Below are 16,305 nucleotides of genomic sequence, written 5' to 3'. Positions count from 1 at the left end.
GGGGGACACCCCCTCCCGGACCCTCCCCCGTGTGGCGATACCCAATGGGAAGCCGTTTCATCCCCCTGGCTCAGGATGTGGCTCAGATGGCGAATACCTGGGAATTAAGGGCTCCGGTTAGGGTATACCGAAGGTTCGGAGATCTTTTTGGGATGACCTCTGAGAAAACCGAAAAGTTTTGATTCAGGATCTCGAGCACCGGCGGGCGGTAGGCCACCACCGTCCACTGCACAGGGACAGGCAGGGATAGATACGGTACTCCCATAACATTACGCTCCCGCGCACAAACCCTGAAGGCGCGGGCCGGCAGCACCGGGGCCGGCGCACCACGGCCGCCCCCGCCCTCCACCCCTCCAGCGGCCGGAACCAGCAATAGACATACCTTTTTACCCGCCCGGACCGACCTATAGGTACCTGAATACGGGGAAGCAAGAACCGCGCCGGTCGATGCGGCTGCTCCCGGGCTCCTCCGTGCAGCATGGTCAATCTTTTTTGACATTCGGACACAACAACAGATGAGGAAGAGAGGTCAATGTGTATTGCAATGCCCGCTGAGGTACTCGAGATAAAAGAGGGCAACATCGGCGTCGTCGACTTCGGCGACCTGCAGCAGGAGGTCAGGCTCGACCTTGTCGACGTGAAGGTCGGGGAGTTCGTCCTCGTCCACGTCGGGTTTGCCATCCAGCGCCTCAGCAGAGAGGAGGGGCTTGAGACCCGCGAGATCTTCAGACAGGTCTACGCCGCGATGGAGGAGTAATGCACGAGTACAGCATCGCCTATGACATCTACACGACCGCCCGCCGGGCGGCGATCGAGAACAACGCAAAAGAAGTGAAATGCGTCTCTGTGGATGTCGGCAAACTGGCGATGGTGAACCCTGAACAGGTGGAGTTCCTCTTCAACGTCATCATCGAGGACGACCCGCTCTTCTCGGGGGCACAACTCTCGTGTCGCAACGTCGAGGCCCGCACCCGCTGCTCCTGCGGCTACGAGGGGGACGAGCGGTTCGTCTGCCCCGGGTGCGGAAAACTCCCTGAAATCGTTACAGGAATGGAAATTGTAGTCACCAACATCGAGATAGAAGTGGACGAAGAATGAAAGTCAACCTCATGCACGGTGCCGGCGGCGAGGTGATGGGCGAGCTCCTGCGCGTCATCACCAACCTCGAGCACAACAACGCCGGCGGAATCGGGCTCGAATCGCTGGACGACGGCGCGGTCATCCCCCTGAACGGCCAGAACATCGTTTTTACGACCGACAACCACGTAGTCTCGCCGATCTTCTTCCCCGGCGGGGACATCGGGCGGATCGCCGTCTGCGGAACGATCAACGACCTCGCGATGATGGGCGGGCGGCCGATCGCGCTCTCGTGCGGCATGGTCATCCCCGAGGGGTTCGAGGTCGCTGACCTCGAGCGGATCGTGGCGTCGATGGACGCAGCGCTCGGCGAGTGCGGGGCAAGCCTCGTCACGGGGGACACCAAGGTGCTGGAGCGGAGCGCTCTCGACACCATCATCGTCAACACCGCCGGCATCGGCGTCGCCGAGCGGGTGGTGCGGGACAACGGCCTGGAGGTCGGGGATAAGGTCATCGTCAGCGGCACCATCGGCGACCACGGCATCGCCATCATGGCCCACCGCGAGGGGTTCGACTTCGGCGGCCAGATCCACTCCGACGTCGCCCCCCTCTGGAAACTCGTCGAGCGAGCGCTCGCGGCCGGGGATATCCACGCCATGAAAGACCCGACCCGGGGCGGGTTTGCGAACGCCATCAACGAGATGGCGAGGAAGAGCGGCGTCGGCGTCGTCATCGAGGAGGAGGCGCTCCCCTTCCGGGCGAGCGTCCGGAGCGCCGCCGGGATGCTCGGCCTCGACCCCCTCGAGGTGGCGAACGAGGGCAAGGTCGTGATGGGGGTCGCGCCCACTGATGCAAAGGCCGTCCTCGCGGCGCTCCGTTCGCATCCCTACGGGCGCGACGCGGCGATCGTCGGCGAGGTCGTCGAAGGCTCGAACGTGGTCATGCGCACCGCCATCGGCGGGGAACGGTTCATCGAACCGCCGGTCGGCGACCCGGTCCCGCGTGTCTGCTAGCCGGCAACCATACCCATTTTTAACCCGGGCCCATATACGCGCGATATAGAGAGGCATGAAACGATGACGGAGGAGGCGGGGATCGAGGTGCGCCTGGTGAACGTCTGGGACGTGGAGACGATCGCCGACCTCTACCGGGCGGGCGGCTGGTGGGACGAGCGATGGGACCCTGCCAATCTCGCCGCTCTCATCGCAGGGAGTTTTGCCTTCGCCGTCGCCATCGACCGGGCGACCGGCAGAGCGGTCGGCATGGGCAGGGTGATATCGGACGGGGTCTCGGACGGCTACGTCCAGGACCTGGTTGTCCTCCCCGGATACCGCGGCCGGGGCATCGGAACGATGATCTTATCTGCACTGCTCGATTACTGTACGGCTGAAGGTGTCGCCTGGATCGCCCTCGTCGCCGAACCCGGGACGGAGCCGTTCTACACCGCGCTCGGTTTTCGGAAGATGGAAGAGCATACACCCATGCGCTGGAATCCACAGGACAGGTGAGAGATGCTGAGATTTGCCGACTTCAAACCCGTGAGCCTGAACGAGCATGATCTCTTCTCGCGGCACTACCGGCAGTACCCCCAGGTGCACAGCGACAACACGTTCGCGAACATGGTCTGCTGGAACCACTACGCGGACTACCGTTTCGCAGAGGTCGAAGGTTCGATCGTCCTCTCGAGCACCATCGACGGCGTGACGGCGTTCCGGATGCCGATCGGCCCGAGAAACCCGGAACTCCTCGAAGACGTCATCGACCTCGCCCTCCGGGAGGGGAGCGATATACCGTTGCGGGTTCTCGACCCGGCAAACGAGGAGTGGTTCCGGGAGACCTACCCGGGCCTCCCACTCCACGAGAATCGGGACTTCTTCGACTACATCTACCGGACAGAAGATCTGGCCAAACTCGCCGGAAAGAACTATGCCACCATCCGCCGCCAGGTCAACCGGTTCGGGCGGGAATACGCGTATACCGTCGAGGGGATCACGGAGGAGAACATCGAGGAGGTCTGGGAGTTCCTGGTCGTCTGGTGCGAGTGGCGGGACTGCGACTCCGAACCCCTTCTCGCTTACGAAAAAGAAGCCATCCTCTTTGCCGTGAACAACTTCTTCGCCACCGGGCTCGAGGGATGTATCATCAGGATCGGCGGCACCATCGGGGCGATATCAATCGTCGGGCCGGTCAATGAGTCGATGGCGGTCGTTCACTTCGAGAAAGCCCTTCCCGAGACCTACAGAAACATCTACAAGGTGATCACGACCGAGACGGCGGCAGCGCTCCAGGACCGCTACCCCTACGTCAATCGGGAATGCGATATGGGTGTCGCCGGGCTCCGGGAATCGAAGACGCGCTACCACCCTGCGTACATGGTCGGGGTTTACTACGTGACCCGGGCCGACCTGGAAGCGTGCCGCCGATGACCGCCGACCTGGTGCTCCGGAACGTGACGCTCCCTACGGGGAGGCGCGCCGATATCGTCGTCGCCGACGGTATCGTCCGGCACGTCGGCGCACCGGCGCGTGCCGGCGAGACGATCGACTGCACCGGGTACACCTGCCTCCCCGGTGCGGTCGATATGCACGTCCACATGCGGGGAGGGGCGCAGAGAGAGAAGGAAGACTGGCGGACGGGGACGACGAGCGCGGTCGCCGGCGGGGTGACGGTCGTCGTCGACCAGCCGAACACCGTCCCTCCCCTGACCACGCCCGAACTCCTCCGGGCTCGTGTCCGCGAGGCGAGGGAAGAGGCCGTGTGCGGGTTCGCGGTGAACGGGGGCGTCGTGCCCGGGGCGGATCTCGAGGGGATGTGGGATGCCGGCGCGATGGCGTTCGGGGAGACCTTCGCCGCTCCGTCGAGTTACGGCGAGGGGCTCGATGCGGAGACGCTCAGGGGGATGTTTGACCGCATCCATGCCCTCGGGGGGGTCGCGACCGTCCACGCCGAGGAGGTCAGCGGCCGGGCACCGGCGACGCTCGCCGACCACGACCGCGCCCGGTCCGGCGAGGGGGAGGCACGGGCCGTGCAGAAGGTTGCCGGCCTCGCCCCGGCAGGGCTGCGGCTCCACTTCTGCCACCTCAGCACCGCCGCCTCGGTCAGGGCCGCACGCGGCACGGTGGAGGTGACGCCGCACCACCTCTTCCTCTCGCGCGAGGCCTTCGACCCGGACGAGACCGGAGCCCGGGTGAATCCCCCCCTCCGGGACGAGGAGACCCGGCGCGAACTCTGGTCGTGCTGGGAGAGGATAGACGTCGTCGCCTCCGATCACGCCCCGCACACGCTCCACGAGAAGAGGATGCCCTTCGAGACCGCGCCCTCCGGCATCCCGGGGGTCGAGACGATGGTGCCGCTCCTGATGGCGGCGGTGCGGAGAGGACGGATCACCCTCGCCTCGGTGATCGAGAAGACGTCGTGGAGACCTGCAGCCATCCTCGGCATCCCGCGCGCGGGATTCGAGCCGGGCGACCGGGCGGACTACGCCCTCTATCCGGACGAGATCACCCGGATCGATGCCGCGCACCTCCACGCAAAGTGCGACTGGTCGCCGTTCGAGGGGCTCGACGCGGTCTTCCCCGAAGAGGTGATCGTCGGGGGAACGCGGGCCTACGTCCACGGCGATCTCCGGGAGACCCATGGGGCGTGGTACCCCGGGAAAGGATATTTACCCTCACAGAAGAAATAATAGAGAGCCGATAAAGCGCACCTTATAGGTCCCCGGGTGATCATCTGGCGAGACGCCCGGACATGATCCGCGGGACAACCCAGGTGCGCGACAGGCACGCCCGGCATATGGGTTCGATCGGGTGAGGAACGGCAGAAGCCACCTGTGAACACCGATCGTTAGTGTCGGGCGACATCCTTCACGAGGACTTTTCTCATGGAACTCTATGCCGACGCCGTCGCCGAGACCCCGCACGGGGTGACTGTCACGCTCGACGTCACGGCGGGCGCAAAACGCTCCGTGTTTCCTGCCGGCTACAACGAGTGGCGGCGGAGCATCAAGTGCCAGATAGCGGCCCCTGCCGTCGGCGGAAAAGCGAACCGCGCGATAACCGACCTCCTCGCGAAGACGTTCGGCGTGCCCCGCGCCGACGTGGAGATCATCACCGGACACACATCTTCCTCAAAGACCGTGGCAATCGCCGGGATATCGCGCTCTCATGCGCTTACGCGCCTGAACGCCTCCGGGACCTGAGCAGATGCGGACGGGAAAAGCGGGATACCCATGGCAGGGCGGTCTTTGTCGTGAACAGGCGATAGAGCAGGGTATGCCCGAATGCTCTCTTTTGGGGCCATGGGTTTAGGTTCATCTTTACAAAAATCTTGCGCCGAACCCGCCATCTTATTTAAGTAATTGCACTCTAGATATATGATTAACCGTACGTCCGCGCAGGCCAGAATCCGTGCGGATACGGCATCAGACTTACCCATACAGAAGGAGGCCAGACTCCATGTATTCACCGGATACCACAAAGTATCTTATTCATCTTATCCTGCAGATCGAGGGGGTGGTAGATAAACCCGACGTAGTGGGCGCCATCTTCGGCCAGACCGAAGGGCTGCTCGGCGAAGACCTCGACCTGCGCGATTTACAGAGAACCGGCCGCGTCGGCCGGATCGATGTTCAGATCACCACGAAACGAGGAGAGACTAAAGGCGAGATAATCGTCTCGTCTTCACTTGACCGGGCGGAGACCGCGCTCCTCGCCTCGTCACTCGAAACGATCGATCGGGTCGGCCCGTGCACGGCGCACGTGAAGGTCGACCGCATCGAGGACATCAGGGTGACCAAGCGGCGCAGGATCATCGAGCGCGCCAAAGAACTCCTCCTTGAGGACTTCGACGAAGGCTCCATCAACAGCGACGATATCCTCGACGAGGTCAGGGAGACGATCCGGATCGAGAAACTCGAGTACCTCGGCGAAGAGAGGGTGCACGCGGGGCCGAACGCCATGGACTCCGACGCCATCATCCTCGTCGAAGGGCGGGCAGACGTCATCAACCTGCTCCGCTACGGGATCAAGAACGCCGTTGCGGTCGAAGGAACCAACATCCCGCGCATCATCATCGAACTCTGTAAGGAGAAGACCGCGACGACCCTGCTCGACGGCGACCGGGGCGGAGAACTGATCCTTCGCGAACTCCTCCAGGTCGCCGAGATCGACTTCGTGGCCTACAGTCCCCGGGGGAAGAGCGTCGAGGAGATGAGCCGCAAGGAGATTGTCAAGGCACTCCGGAACAAAGTGCCTGCGGTGGGGGTCATCGACCAGCCCCCCGCCGAGGAGAAGATCGAGCGGCCCGGGCAGGCGGCCCGCACCGGGATTCGGGCTCCGGCCGATGTGGAAGAGGACGAGCAGCCGTCGCTCCGGGAATGGGGTCAGAAGCCCCCCTCGACGCTCGGGGAGCATATGGCCGACGTCCGGGACAAGAAGATTGCGCGGTTCCTCTCACCGGACTACACCGTCCTCCTGGAATCCAACGCAACCGACGTCGAGGGCGCACTCCAGAACCTGAACGGCGACATCGAGGGGGTTGTCGTCGATCGTATCATCGACCAGAAACTCCTCGATCAGTTTGGGGGGAGAGACTTCGAGTTCGTGGCTGCCCGGGACTTTAAAGGTATAATAAAGCGCCCGCTCTCCATCAGACTCATTAAGATAGGGTGACGGTTATCCCCGGTGCAAATTTATATATATTTATATTCACCATTTTTATCTCTGGGAGAGAATATGCACAAGGAAGAGTTGATAGCCTTACATGGGATTCTTACCGAGATTAAAGACTTTTTTGAGTTGCAGAACCCGGACCTGAAATTTTCGCAATATTACGCATTGAAGATAGAGCCTTCTCAGGTGCATAAGAGCAAAATGGAACATAAATACGCAATATTCGTCCTGGGGACAGAGATTGCGAACGCCATGAAGGACGTGGAGTTCTCGTCGTCGGGCCGGATCTCCGCCCGGATGAAGGAACTCGCCGAGAAGACCTTGAAAGAGATAGAGTATCTCCAGTGATCCCGTATCCGCGCACCGTACCCCCGATACGGTACCGGGACCAAAGGCTCCCTCTCCTTCAGGCACGCATCTCGCGCTCGCGCTCGATGAGGTATCGAGCGAGCAGGTTCGGGATGGGTGCCGCCATACAGTGCCAGTTCGGCGTTCCGTTCACCTCGAGGACGGTATAACCCTCGCGATCGAGGAGGAGATCGACCCCGCAGTAGTCGGTCCCGATCGCCGCCGCCGCCGCCTCGGCGACGGCGCGCATCTCCTCGTCGATCGCGACCGGCATCCCGATCCCGCCCTGATGGATGTTGTGCGTCAGGGTATCGGAGATGCGGGCTATCGCGCCGACGGCCTCGCCCCCGAGGACGAAGACGCGGAAGTCCCGGTCGTTCTTCACGTATTCCTGCAGGTACCAGGGCCCCGGCCCGAGTTCCCCGGGCTCCGTCACGAGCCGGATGCCGTTTCCGTCATACCCGTAGAGCGGCTTATAGACGATCTTTTTGTGCCGCAGAAGGAACTCCCGCGCCTGCCGCTCGGACTGAGTGTAGGCCGTATCCGGCGTCCTCACATTGTTTTCGAGGAGGAGTGCCGTCGTCATCACCTTGGATGCGCAGGCAACGATGCTTGCAGGTGTGTTGATCACCCGGTTATTGAGCGAGAGGACGTTCAACGTCTCGAACTGGTGCCCGTCCTGCCGGATACCGCAGACCCATATCAGTTCGTTCTCAAGCCCGGAATCGAGGGGGTTGACGTCACCGAGATCGAGAACCCCGTATCGGGCGTCGGCTCTCTCCAGTTCCCGCATAACAGTGCCGGTCGAGTTGTCGTCCGGCGTATCGGTCGGTTTTGGTACGATGTAGATCATGCGCCTCACATCCCGCTCCCGCAAAGGTCGTTCACGGTCGGGGAGTTTTCAGTACCATTTTGTACCTCGACGGATATAACCGGTAGGGACGAGAGCATGCAGAAGAACCGGATATGCATCATCGGGTGCGGAAACCCCTTCATGGGGAACGACGGGGCGGGAATCTCGGCGATGCACCGATTTGACGGAAAATTGCCCGGGGTGGACGCCATCGACGGCGGCACCGGCGGTTTTGGCCTGATCCCGCTGATGGAGGGCTACGAGAAAGTGGTGATCGTCGATGCGATGGTGGGTGTCGGCGACCGCATCGGGGAGGTCATCGTGTTCGATGCCCCGCCGTCGTGGGACCTTCCGGCATACGCGCTCCACGACATCGGGATCGGCGAGGTGGTGACGATCGCCCGGGAACTCGGATATGCCCGGGATATCGTGACCGTCGGGATTGAAGTAGGCGAGATCCAGGCGTTCAGCAAGGATATCGACCCGGAGGTTGAAGAGGGGATCCGGGTTGCCGAGCAGACGATCCTCACCATCCTCAGGGAGTGGACAGGTGATCAGGAGAGCAGATCCTAGATAGACATCGCCATACTACCTGGAATATTACATATCGGCGCCTCTTACGAGGGGAATAAATAACAAGATTTATCTTATACCACTGAGCTAAAACTCTCTGAATGCAACTGCCACGCGGCCGGTTCCATCGTCTGATCAAATCCACGACAACCCGTGCCCTGATAAATGAGATCCTCGCAGAACGATTCACCGGGATCTGCACGATTGTTCTGGGTAGTGAGACCGCTACCCTGGTGCTGAATGACGGTGAGGTTGTGCTTGCCGAATATGGGGGCATAAAGAAGCAGCACGCACTGGACACGGTGTTAGATGGCGAAGAGAACGAGGTGGCGGCAGAACTGAACCTTCTGACGCCTGAACAGGTACGGCTCGCCCTGGAGTTCAACCCCCTGTTTGTGATAGAGACGTCCGGAAGATCCGGTCGACCGTCGGCAGGGAAAGGTGCTCCAGGAAGAGCGGCGCCACCCACCGCACCGAAGCGTGCCGGTGCAGTCTCTTCATCCAGGCGTCGCCCAGAGCCGGCCGCAGAGGTGCATCATATCCCCATGCCGGGAGTGAAACCCGCACAGTCGAAGGCCGAGGCGCCTCAATCGGGGGGTGACGAGATCAATGAGCTCGTCCAGAACATGGAAGAGATGGACGTCGAACAGCTGGTCGGCAGTTTCAAACTGAACTGCAAGGACATGCTCAAGAAGATCCATCTCGACCACCTCATCAAGGACAAAGAGACCTAACCTTCAGGAGCTGGTAACAGAATGGATTCAACAGGCATTACCCAGTTTTTCCTCATCCTTCTCACGATAATAACGGTAGCCGGTTTCACCGGCATCACGTACTACCTTGCAGAGATCTCCCGGGCAATCAACCGGCAGGGTTTCCCACCGACTCCCATAACGCCGGAGGAAGCCCCGGATCTTTCCGAACCCGTTTGTGCGCCTCCAGAAAAGCCGATCGAGCCCGCGAAGATGGGCAGCCTTGAGGAGACGCTCGATGCGATCAGCAAGAGATACTGCCTTGCATCCCTGACACTGGCAACCGCAGACGGTCTTTTGATCGGATCGACGAGGCCCGGCAGCGAGGGCGAGGCCGCGCGATACAGCCACCTCTACTCGCAGGGAAGGTTGCACGAAGAGGAAGGAGTGGAACTCCTCGGCGTCTCCTATCGCGGAGAGACCGTGGTCGGCATCGCCCACCCACCGGAGCAGCTCTCCAGCGAACAGACGAACGCACTCGAGCAGGATATCCGGGAAACCCTGCAGCACTGGGTGTAAGACCGAAGAGATCAAAACAGCGAGTGATCACCATGGTAAAAGTATACACGATTGCGTCCGGTAAGGGCGGTACCGGCAAAACGACGGTCACAGCAAACCTGGGCCCGATGCTTGCCCAATACGGAAAGAAGACATGCATCCTGGATGCCGACGTCGGAATGGCGAACCTCGGGCTTGTTCTCGGGCTTGAAAACCTGCCGGTGACCCTGCACGAAGTGCTGGCCGGCAAAGCGCGCGTCCGGGACGCCATCTACGACGGGCCGTTCGGCGTGAAGGTCGTCCCGTGCGGGCTCTCGCTGCAGGGCTTCCAGCAATCGAACCCCGACCGCCTCAAGGACATCATGACCGACCTCGTGAGCGAGTTTGACGTCCTGATCCTGGATGCTCCTGCAGGGATCAGTAAAGACGGCGTCATCCCGCTGACGATTGCCGATGGTGTGATCCTCGTCGTCAACCCCGAGATCTCCTCGATCGTCGACGCACTCAAGACAAAGATCCTGACCGAGACCGTCGGCGGGCATGTCGAAGGGGCGATCATCAACCGGGTCGCGGACGCCGGGAGCGATTTCAACAGCGCACAGATGGAGAAACTCCTCGGGGTCAGGGTGCTCGGGATCATACCGGAGGACCCGAACGTCCGGCGCGCATCCGCGGGTAGGGCGCCGATCGTGGTGAGGTATCCCTCGTCCGGCGCGTCCCGTGCCTTCAGGCGCCTTTCCGCCGACATAGCCGGTATCGAGTATACCGAGGAAGCGACAGAGCAGCCCAGGGAGAGCTTCGTCGACCGGCTTGCCCGCGCCCTCTTCCGGGCAAAAGCGTGATACCTGCAGTCTTCAAAGGGTATCGCGTTCATCAACAATTTTTTTATTCGGGTTCGCTCGGCGAGTAGCGCAGGGTCGTCCCCATAACGGTTCTGCCTGCACGAGACGTCAGGAAATAAACGTACTTACTGGCCGCGGCGATCGGCACGATTATTTCCTGCACGATGCATAAAACGCCAGGTTCAACCCCAATATGGAATTAAACGCCACGAAATCAGAAATCGCCATCATTTGAGAGTTTCTTTGAACGAACAAACTATATACTTTTAATAGCAGGAAGTGTTAACAACTCCTTGAGGCTCGCAATGGAGATACATGTGGATAAGGACGCGTGCGTAGGGTGCGGTCTCTGTGTCAAGGACTGCCCGATGCATGTGTACGAACTCCAGGAGAACGTGAGTGTCGCAGTCAGGCCGAACAACTGCATGGGATGCCTTTCCTGCCACGAGATCTGCCCGGCTCAGGCACTCGAGCACCGGGGCATCTACGGTGCCCGGAGACACTACATCGACATCAAGGTCTGCGAAATGCTTCGGAAGGTGATCTGATGAGCGCTGGATACATCGACGAGATGCACGAGGCTTTTCACTCCGATCTCGTCTACCGGGCCGAGGACATTCCCCTCGACTGTTCCCCGAAGCCGAAAGATCTGGAACAGACGCTTCACGGCTTGATGAAACTCAACGGCCTTGTTATCAGGTCGCTTGAGGAGATCGCCGGTCGCGGGGCAAACGCCGTCACCTACCGTGCCGGGAAGAAGTTCGGCCACGAGGTCGCCCAGTACTTCCAGAAGCGCGAGGACGTGGAGGGAGCACTCCATGAACTCTCCGACCTGCTCCGGGGCCAGTACTCGTTCGAGGTCTGGAAGCCTGAGGACAAGGAGAAGTTCATCATCGAGGAGAACGGCGAGACGTTCATCTACCTCGTCTTCCACGACTGCATCGTCCGCCAGACGCTCCGGCGCAACGGTCTCGACCAGGGCGGCCCGCTCTGCCAGACACTCTTCGGGTACGTCGTCGGCGCGGTCGAGGAGATCACCGGCAGGAAAGCCAAACTGGAGATCGTGCATACCGGCCCGAACGCCTGCCTGAAGAAACTGATCCTGAAATGAGGCGAGGACGATGAAGATTGCTATTGAAGAACTGGCAGGATGTTCGGGATGCACGATCGCGGTGCTTGACCTCCACGAGATGCTGCTCGACGTCGTCGCCGAAGCGGAGATCGTCTACTCGCCGGTGATCATGGACGTCAAGGAGCCACCCGAGGACATCGACATCGCGTTCGTGACCGGAGCCGTCCGAAACGAGGAGAACCGCGAGCGCCTGGAGAAGATCCGGAAACGGTCGAAGACGCTTGTCGCACTCGGAACCTGCGCCTGCTACGGGGGCGTGTCTGGTCTCTCGATGCTGAGCTCGAACGAGGACATCTTCTCCTGCGTCTACCGGGAGGCGGAGACGACGAAGCCCGACGGGGTTATCCCGACAGATGTGCCGCCGTTCCTCTACCGGGCGTTCGCGGTGGGCGATCTCGTGAAGATCGATTATTACGTCACGGGCTGCCCGCCGAAGGAGGCGTTCCTGAAAGAACTCCTCCCGGCAATGGTCGCAGGAAACACCCTCGAACTCTCGCGCAAGTCCGTCTGCTCGGAATGCGACAGGAAGATGGGGCAGGTCGAGAACTGGACGCTCAAGCGCCGGCACGAGGGTATTCCCGACCGCGAACACTGCCTGCTCGGGCAGGGCTACCTCTGCCTCGGGAGCGTCACCTTCGGGAGATGCGGCGCGTCGTGCCCGAAAAACAACGTCCCGTGCCACGGGTGCAACGGTCCTTCGCTCGATATCCTTCGCGAGCCCTGCCGGGACATCTACGGCATGATGGTGCGAAGAGTCTCAGATCTCACCGATAAGCCGCAGAAAGAGGTGGAGAAGGAGTTCTACGACGTCGCACACACGATGTATGCCTTCACCATCGGGAGCCTGATCATGGAAGACAAAGAGAACTCAAAGATCCGGGATCTGATAAAGGAGAGGAGCGGATGAAAGAGATCACGATCAGTCCGGTGACCCGGATCGAGGGACATGCCGGCGTCAGGATCTACCTCAACGACCAGGGCGAGGTCGACTCGGCCCACTTCCAGGTCGTGGAACTGAGAGGGTTCGAGAAGTTTCTTATCGGCGCTTCAATCGAGGAAGCACCCCGGATAACGCCGCGCATATGCGGGATATGCCCCTCGGCGCACCACCTTGCCTCGGCGAAGGCGACCGACCAGATCTACGGTGTCGAACCGCCCGCGACCGGGAAGAAGCTCCGGGAACTCTTGAGCATCGGGCAGTTCATCCACTCCCATGCCCTCCACTTCTTTATGCTCGCGGCTCCGGACTTTATCCTGGGACACGACGCACCGGCGGCGGAGAGGAACGTCATCGGGCTCGCCCGCCACTCGCCGGATCTCGCGAAGAAGGCGATCGCGGCCAGGAAGTTCGGCCAGCGCCTGACGGAAGCGGTCGGCGGCAAACCCATCCATCCGTCGAACGCGCTGCCCGGCGGGATGTCGGCGCCGCTCACGGAAGGGAAGAGAACCGAACTGCTCACCATGGCAAACGAAACGCTCGGGATCGCTCGTGAGGGATGGGATATCGCTCGCGGTCTCCTCGACGGCGTCGATATGGAGTTCGGGGCTGTAAAGACCGGGTTCCTCGGCATGGCCAACAACGGGGTCTACTCGACCTGTGAAGGGCCTGCCACGATGCTCGGCCCGGACGGAAACAACCTCGGTTCGTTCTCGGGTCAGGACTATACGAACTTCATCGAGGAGTACTCGGAGGACTGGTCGTACCTGAAGTTCGCCCGGTTCAAAGGCGGGAACTATTATCGCGTCGGGCCGCTTGCCCGGCTCAACATCGTGCAGAAGATGGGCACGGAGCACGCGGACGCCGCTCTCGCGGAGTACCGCGAGCGGTTCGGCACCCTCACCCAGGCCACGCTCGCATACAACCTGGCGCGCTACATCGAGTTCCTCGCCTCGTGCGAGCGGGCCGTCCAGTTGCTCTCCGACCCGGGCATCACCGGCTCGGATATCCGAACGCCGGTAGGAGCGGTCGTGAACCGCCGGGGTGTCGGGATCATCGAGGCGCCCCGGGGCACCCTGATCCATGATTATACCGTCGACGAGAAGGGCATCATCGAGCGGTGCAACCTGATCGTGGCGACCTGCCAGAACAACTACGGGATGGATCGCGGCGTGGAGGATATGGCACGCCGGGTAGTGGAGAACGGAGCGTTGACCGAAGGGGCAGCAAACCGCATCGAGATGATCATCCGGGCGTATGATCCCTGCATCTCGTGCGCAACGCACGCAATCGGGAGGATGCCCCTCAAGATCGAATGTGTTCGAAGAACGTGAGGAGATAGAACATGCTTAAACAGATCCTGGGAGAATTCCTGAAACTTGACGGGGTTACCGCCGCAGTCGTGGCGGGGCGGGATGGCTTTGTGATCGAGAGCGTCGTTGCCGGAGACATCGACGTCGAGGCCCTGGGCGCCATGGCGTCGACAGGCATGGGTACGTCTGAGGCCATGAGCGACGAACTCGGGAAGGGTGAGATGAGCCAGATGCTCATCGAACTGGAGAATGGACCGATCCTGCTCTCCCCGCTCTCGGAAGACGAGCTGATCGCCATCGTGGCGAACGCGAACGTTAACGTCGGGAGAATCCGTTACGAGCTGAAGAAGAACAGGGACCGGATAACTGCTGCTCTGTGAGACGATGCTACCCGACGGCATCTCACTCGGACGATTGCAGGGGCCTCTCTCGGCCCTTGCTTCGATCAGCCCCAACTTCACCGGAGCGGTGCGCGTCAGCGAGACCGGAGGCACCGGTTTTGTCCTGATTCAGGCCGGAAAACCCTATGCATCTGCGTTCGAGAACCGCAGCAAAGGTCTGCTGCTCAGCGGAGACGAAGCCTACAGGTACCTGTTTGACCGATCGTCGCTCGAGTCCGAACTCATCGCCTACACCGCCGGGGAGACCGAGGTGGCCCGGGAAGCCTCCCGTGAGGCCGGGTGCCTGGTCACCGAGGAGGGTACAAAACCATCCTCCCGGATAGGATCGGTAGACACAAGCAGCCTCGACCAGATCGCACGGCAGCCGGGCGTCGTTGCCGTCTCGGTCTTTCACGAGGGGTTTGCCCTCCAGTCGCTCGGCTCCGCGGACTTCGAGCAGGTGGCCGCGGTCTCCGAAGACCTGCTCCGTGCCGGGACCCGCATCACCGGCGATATGGAGATGGGCGACCTCTCCCAGGTGATCCTCGAGACACCGACGGGAAAACTCATCATCGCACCCTACGGGGATCTCTCCCTCTGCATCCTTACAAAGCCGGACGCCAACCTCGGCCTGATCCGGCTCTCGATACGGGGGATGCAGGATACCCCTGAATGAGAGGGGGGGCCGGTTCCGGCACTCCCCGGTGAACCGTATCGAAGGTGTGTGAAGGCCCCTATTTACGGGAGAACCCGCACGCGCCCAATTTTATCGCGCAGATCTCCCAAAGCGCGCATGAACGCACCAAACAGTTGATATCTCCGCCCGCCGGAGTAGTCCTATGCAACTCTTCATTCGATCGAGGAGAACGGCGAGGCGACCCTCACGGGAGCCCCGGCCTCGCGGGGCGGTCGCTTCATGAAGTATTACCCGGTTCATGCCGGACACCTGCCGTATGCCGAGGTGAATCCGGCGATCGAAGCGGCCTTTGCCGAGCACGGGAGGGGCGGCGTCCAGATGCCGCCGAAGGTCTACGTGACGCTCGTCGAGAACGGGGATTTCCGGACGATGCCGGCCTACCTCCCGGCCCAGGGAATCGCCGGGGTAAAGATCGTTAACGTCCACCCGCATAACCGCGCAAGGGGCCTTCCCACCGTCATGGCGCTCACCATCATCATCGATATCAAGACAGGTATTCCGACGGCGATCATCAACGCCACCGAACTCACTGCGCTGCGCACTGGATCAGCGGGCGCGATTGCGGCGAAGTATCTCGCGCCTCGCCACCCCATCACCCTCGGGATCGTGGGGGTCGGGCGGCAGGCGGAGGCGCAGGTCGAGGCGACGGCCGCCTCGCTCGCGATCGATGAGATCCGGGTCTGGAGCAGGACAGAGAAGAGTGCAGAGGCGTTTGCAGCGCGTTACTCCGACTACAACGCCCGGTGCGTCTCGATCGAGCGCGCCTGCGACTGCGACGTGCTGACCACGACGACGCCGTCGACGAGACCGATCGTGATGGCGGACTGGATCCGTGAAGGGACGCACATCAACGCGATCGGCGCAGATGCCCCGGGGAAGCAGGAACTGGATCCCGCGATACTCGAAAGAGCCGAGGTCTTCGTCGACGACCCCGGCCAGGCGGCCCACTCGGGCGAGATCAACGTCCCGATCAGCACCGGGCGCTTCGACCCTGCCCGGATCGCGGGAACCCTCGGCGAGGTCGTCATCGGGAAGAGGGGGCGGTCGTCCCCGGACGCCGTCACGATCTTCGACTCCACCGGGCTTGCCATCCAGGACCTCGCCATCGCCGCCCTCATTCTGCGGGGCGAGGCGGAGTACGAACTGCCGTTCCCCTGACGCTTGCACGAGGCCGGGTGATGGGGTATCCATGCTGTATGAATGAAGATGACCCCCCTTTACCGGGCTTGCCCCC

The 16,305-nt window shown here is 61.6% G+C and carries 21 protein-coding genes; 20 read left to right on the top strand and 1 reads right to left on the bottom strand.

Translation table 11 applies throughout. The features are described 5' to 3' along the window. The first annotated feature begins 532 nt into the window (after positions 1 to 532). From FKB36_RS10795 to FKB36_RS10755, 9 genes are all read left to right on the top strand, one after another. Entirely contained in the window at positions 533 to 757 is a 225-nt protein-coding gene (locus tag FKB36_RS10795; RefSeq protein ID WP_074369561.1) for a HypC/HybG/HupF family hydrogenase formation chaperone, read from the top strand. Further along, positions 757 to 1,098, top strand: a complete 342-nt coding sequence (locus FKB36_RS10790; RefSeq protein ID WP_261598075.1) for a hydrogenase maturation nickel metallochaperone HypA/HybF — start codon at positions 757 to 759, stop codon at positions 1,096 to 1,098. Before FKB36_RS10795 ends, FKB36_RS10790 begins: the two co-directional genes overlap by 1 nt. Next, complete coding sequence (gene hypE / locus FKB36_RS10785) at positions 1,095 to 2,090, top strand: hydrogenase expression/formation protein HypE (protein WP_261598074.1); 996 nt, start codon at positions 1,095 to 1,097, stop codon at positions 2,088 to 2,090. Before FKB36_RS10790 ends, hypE begins: the two co-directional genes overlap by 4 nt. 63 nt (positions 2,091 to 2,153) lie before the next feature. Continuing rightward, entirely contained in the window at positions 2,154 to 2,585 is a 432-nt protein-coding gene (locus FKB36_RS10780; RefSeq protein ID WP_261598073.1) for a GNAT family N-acetyltransferase, read from the top strand. A gap of 3 nt (positions 2,586 to 2,588) precedes the next feature. Further along, positions 2,589 to 3,503 carry a DUF2156 domain-containing protein gene (locus FKB36_RS10775; protein ID WP_261598072.1) on the top strand — a complete coding sequence of 305 codons (915 nt, stop codon included), beginning with the start codon at positions 2,589 to 2,591 and terminating at the stop codon, positions 3,501 to 3,503. Then, the gene (gene pyrC / locus FKB36_RS10770; protein WP_261598071.1) at positions 3,500 to 4,762 is read left to right on the top strand and encodes a dihydroorotase; all 1,263 of its coding nucleotides are present in this window, start codon (positions 3,500 to 3,502) and stop codon (positions 4,760 to 4,762) included. The genes FKB36_RS10775 and pyrC overlap by 4 nt, the downstream gene beginning before the upstream one ends. A gap of 195 nt (positions 4,763 to 4,957) precedes the next feature. Beyond that, positions 4,958 to 5,275: a DUF167 domain-containing protein gene (locus tag FKB36_RS10765; protein WP_261598070.1), complete on the top strand. Its 318-nt coding sequence runs from the start codon at positions 4,958 to 4,960 to the stop codon at positions 5,273 to 5,275. Between the two features lie 256 nt (positions 5,276 to 5,531). Next, the gene (gene dnaG, locus FKB36_RS10760) at positions 5,532 to 6,746 is read left to right on the top strand and encodes a DNA primase DnaG (protein WP_261598069.1); all 1,215 of its coding nucleotides are present in this window, start codon (positions 5,532 to 5,534) and stop codon (positions 6,744 to 6,746) included. Positions 6,747 to 6,809: 63 nt separating this feature from the next. Continuing rightward, a complete protein-coding gene (locus tag FKB36_RS10755; RefSeq protein ID WP_074369554.1) occupies positions 6,810 to 7,094 on the top strand; it encodes a UPF0058 family protein in 285 nt (94 codons plus the stop codon). Positions 7,095 to 7,152: 58 nt separating this feature from the next. Here FKB36_RS10755 and FKB36_RS10750 read toward each other — a convergent pair whose 3' ends face one another. Next, positions 7,153 to 7,947: an ATP-grasp domain-containing protein gene (locus FKB36_RS10750; RefSeq protein ID WP_261598068.1), complete on the bottom strand. Its 795-nt coding sequence runs from the start codon at positions 7,945 to 7,947 to the stop codon at positions 7,153 to 7,155. A gap of 96 nt (positions 7,948 to 8,043) precedes the next feature. On the opposite strand from FKB36_RS10750, the gene FKB36_RS10745 reads away from it, so the two are divergent. From FKB36_RS10745 to FKB36_RS10695, 11 genes are all read left to right on the top strand, one after another. Next, positions 8,044 to 8,520 (top strand): hydrogenase maturation protease, encoded by a 477-nt coding sequence (locus tag FKB36_RS10745; RefSeq protein ID WP_261598067.1) that lies wholly within the window; start codon positions 8,044 to 8,046, stop codon positions 8,518 to 8,520. Between the two features lie 101 nt (positions 8,521 to 8,621). Beyond that, entirely contained in the window at positions 8,622 to 9,254 is a 633-nt protein-coding gene (locus FKB36_RS10740) for a hypothetical protein (protein ID WP_261598066.1), read from the top strand. A 21-nt stretch (positions 9,255 to 9,275) separates the two neighbouring features. Then, entirely contained in the window at positions 9,276 to 9,791 is a 516-nt protein-coding gene (locus tag FKB36_RS10735; RefSeq protein WP_261598065.1) for a hypothetical protein, read from the top strand. Positions 9,792 to 9,823: 32 nt separating this feature from the next. Continuing rightward, complete coding sequence (gene minD, locus FKB36_RS10730) at positions 9,824 to 10,612, top strand: cell division ATPase MinD (RefSeq protein ID WP_261598064.1); 789 nt, start codon at positions 9,824 to 9,826, stop codon at positions 10,610 to 10,612. Between the two features lie 305 nt (positions 10,613 to 10,917). Beyond that, positions 10,918 to 11,160 (top strand): 4Fe-4S dicluster domain-containing protein, encoded by a 243-nt coding sequence (locus FKB36_RS10725; RefSeq protein WP_390895711.1) that lies wholly within the window; start codon positions 10,918 to 10,920, stop codon positions 11,158 to 11,160. After that, positions 11,160 to 11,723: an L-2-amino-thiazoline-4-carboxylic acid hydrolase gene (locus FKB36_RS10720; protein ID WP_261598062.1), complete on the top strand. Its 564-nt coding sequence runs from the start codon at positions 11,160 to 11,162 to the stop codon at positions 11,721 to 11,723. Before FKB36_RS10725 ends, FKB36_RS10720 begins: the two co-directional genes overlap by 1 nt. Before the next feature lie 10 nt (positions 11,724 to 11,733). Then, positions 11,734 to 12,651, top strand: coding sequence for an NADH-quinone oxidoreductase subunit B family protein (locus FKB36_RS10715; protein WP_261598061.1), 918 nt, complete (start codon positions 11,734 to 11,736; stop codon positions 12,649 to 12,651). Next, positions 12,648 to 14,015 carry a Ni/Fe hydrogenase subunit alpha gene (locus FKB36_RS10710; RefSeq protein WP_261598060.1) on the top strand — a complete coding sequence of 456 codons (1,368 nt, stop codon included), beginning with the start codon at positions 12,648 to 12,650 and terminating at the stop codon, positions 14,013 to 14,015. The genes FKB36_RS10715 and FKB36_RS10710 overlap by 4 nt, the downstream gene beginning before the upstream one ends. A gap of 11 nt (positions 14,016 to 14,026) precedes the next feature. After that, complete coding sequence (locus FKB36_RS10705) at positions 14,027 to 14,374, top strand: roadblock/LC7 domain-containing protein (protein WP_261598059.1); 348 nt, start codon at positions 14,027 to 14,029, stop codon at positions 14,372 to 14,374. A 4-nt stretch (positions 14,375 to 14,378) separates the two neighbouring features. Beyond that, positions 14,379 to 15,050 (top strand): roadblock/LC7 domain-containing protein, encoded by a 672-nt coding sequence (locus tag FKB36_RS10700; protein ID WP_261598058.1) that lies wholly within the window; start codon positions 14,379 to 14,381, stop codon positions 15,048 to 15,050. A gap of 240 nt (positions 15,051 to 15,290) precedes the next feature. Continuing rightward, positions 15,291 to 16,229 (top strand): ornithine cyclodeaminase family protein, encoded by a 939-nt coding sequence (locus FKB36_RS10695; protein WP_261598057.1) that lies wholly within the window; start codon positions 15,291 to 15,293, stop codon positions 16,227 to 16,229. The last annotated feature ends 76 nt before the right edge of the window (positions 16,230 to 16,305 follow it).

The organism is Methanoculleus formosensis, assembly GCF_025384765.1.
Taxonomy (GTDB): domain Archaea; phylum Halobacteriota; class Methanomicrobia; order Methanomicrobiales; family Methanoculleaceae; genus Methanoculleus; species Methanoculleus formosensis.
Note: the sequence above shows the minus strand (reverse complement) of the source record. Positions and strands in the feature narration are given on the sequence as shown.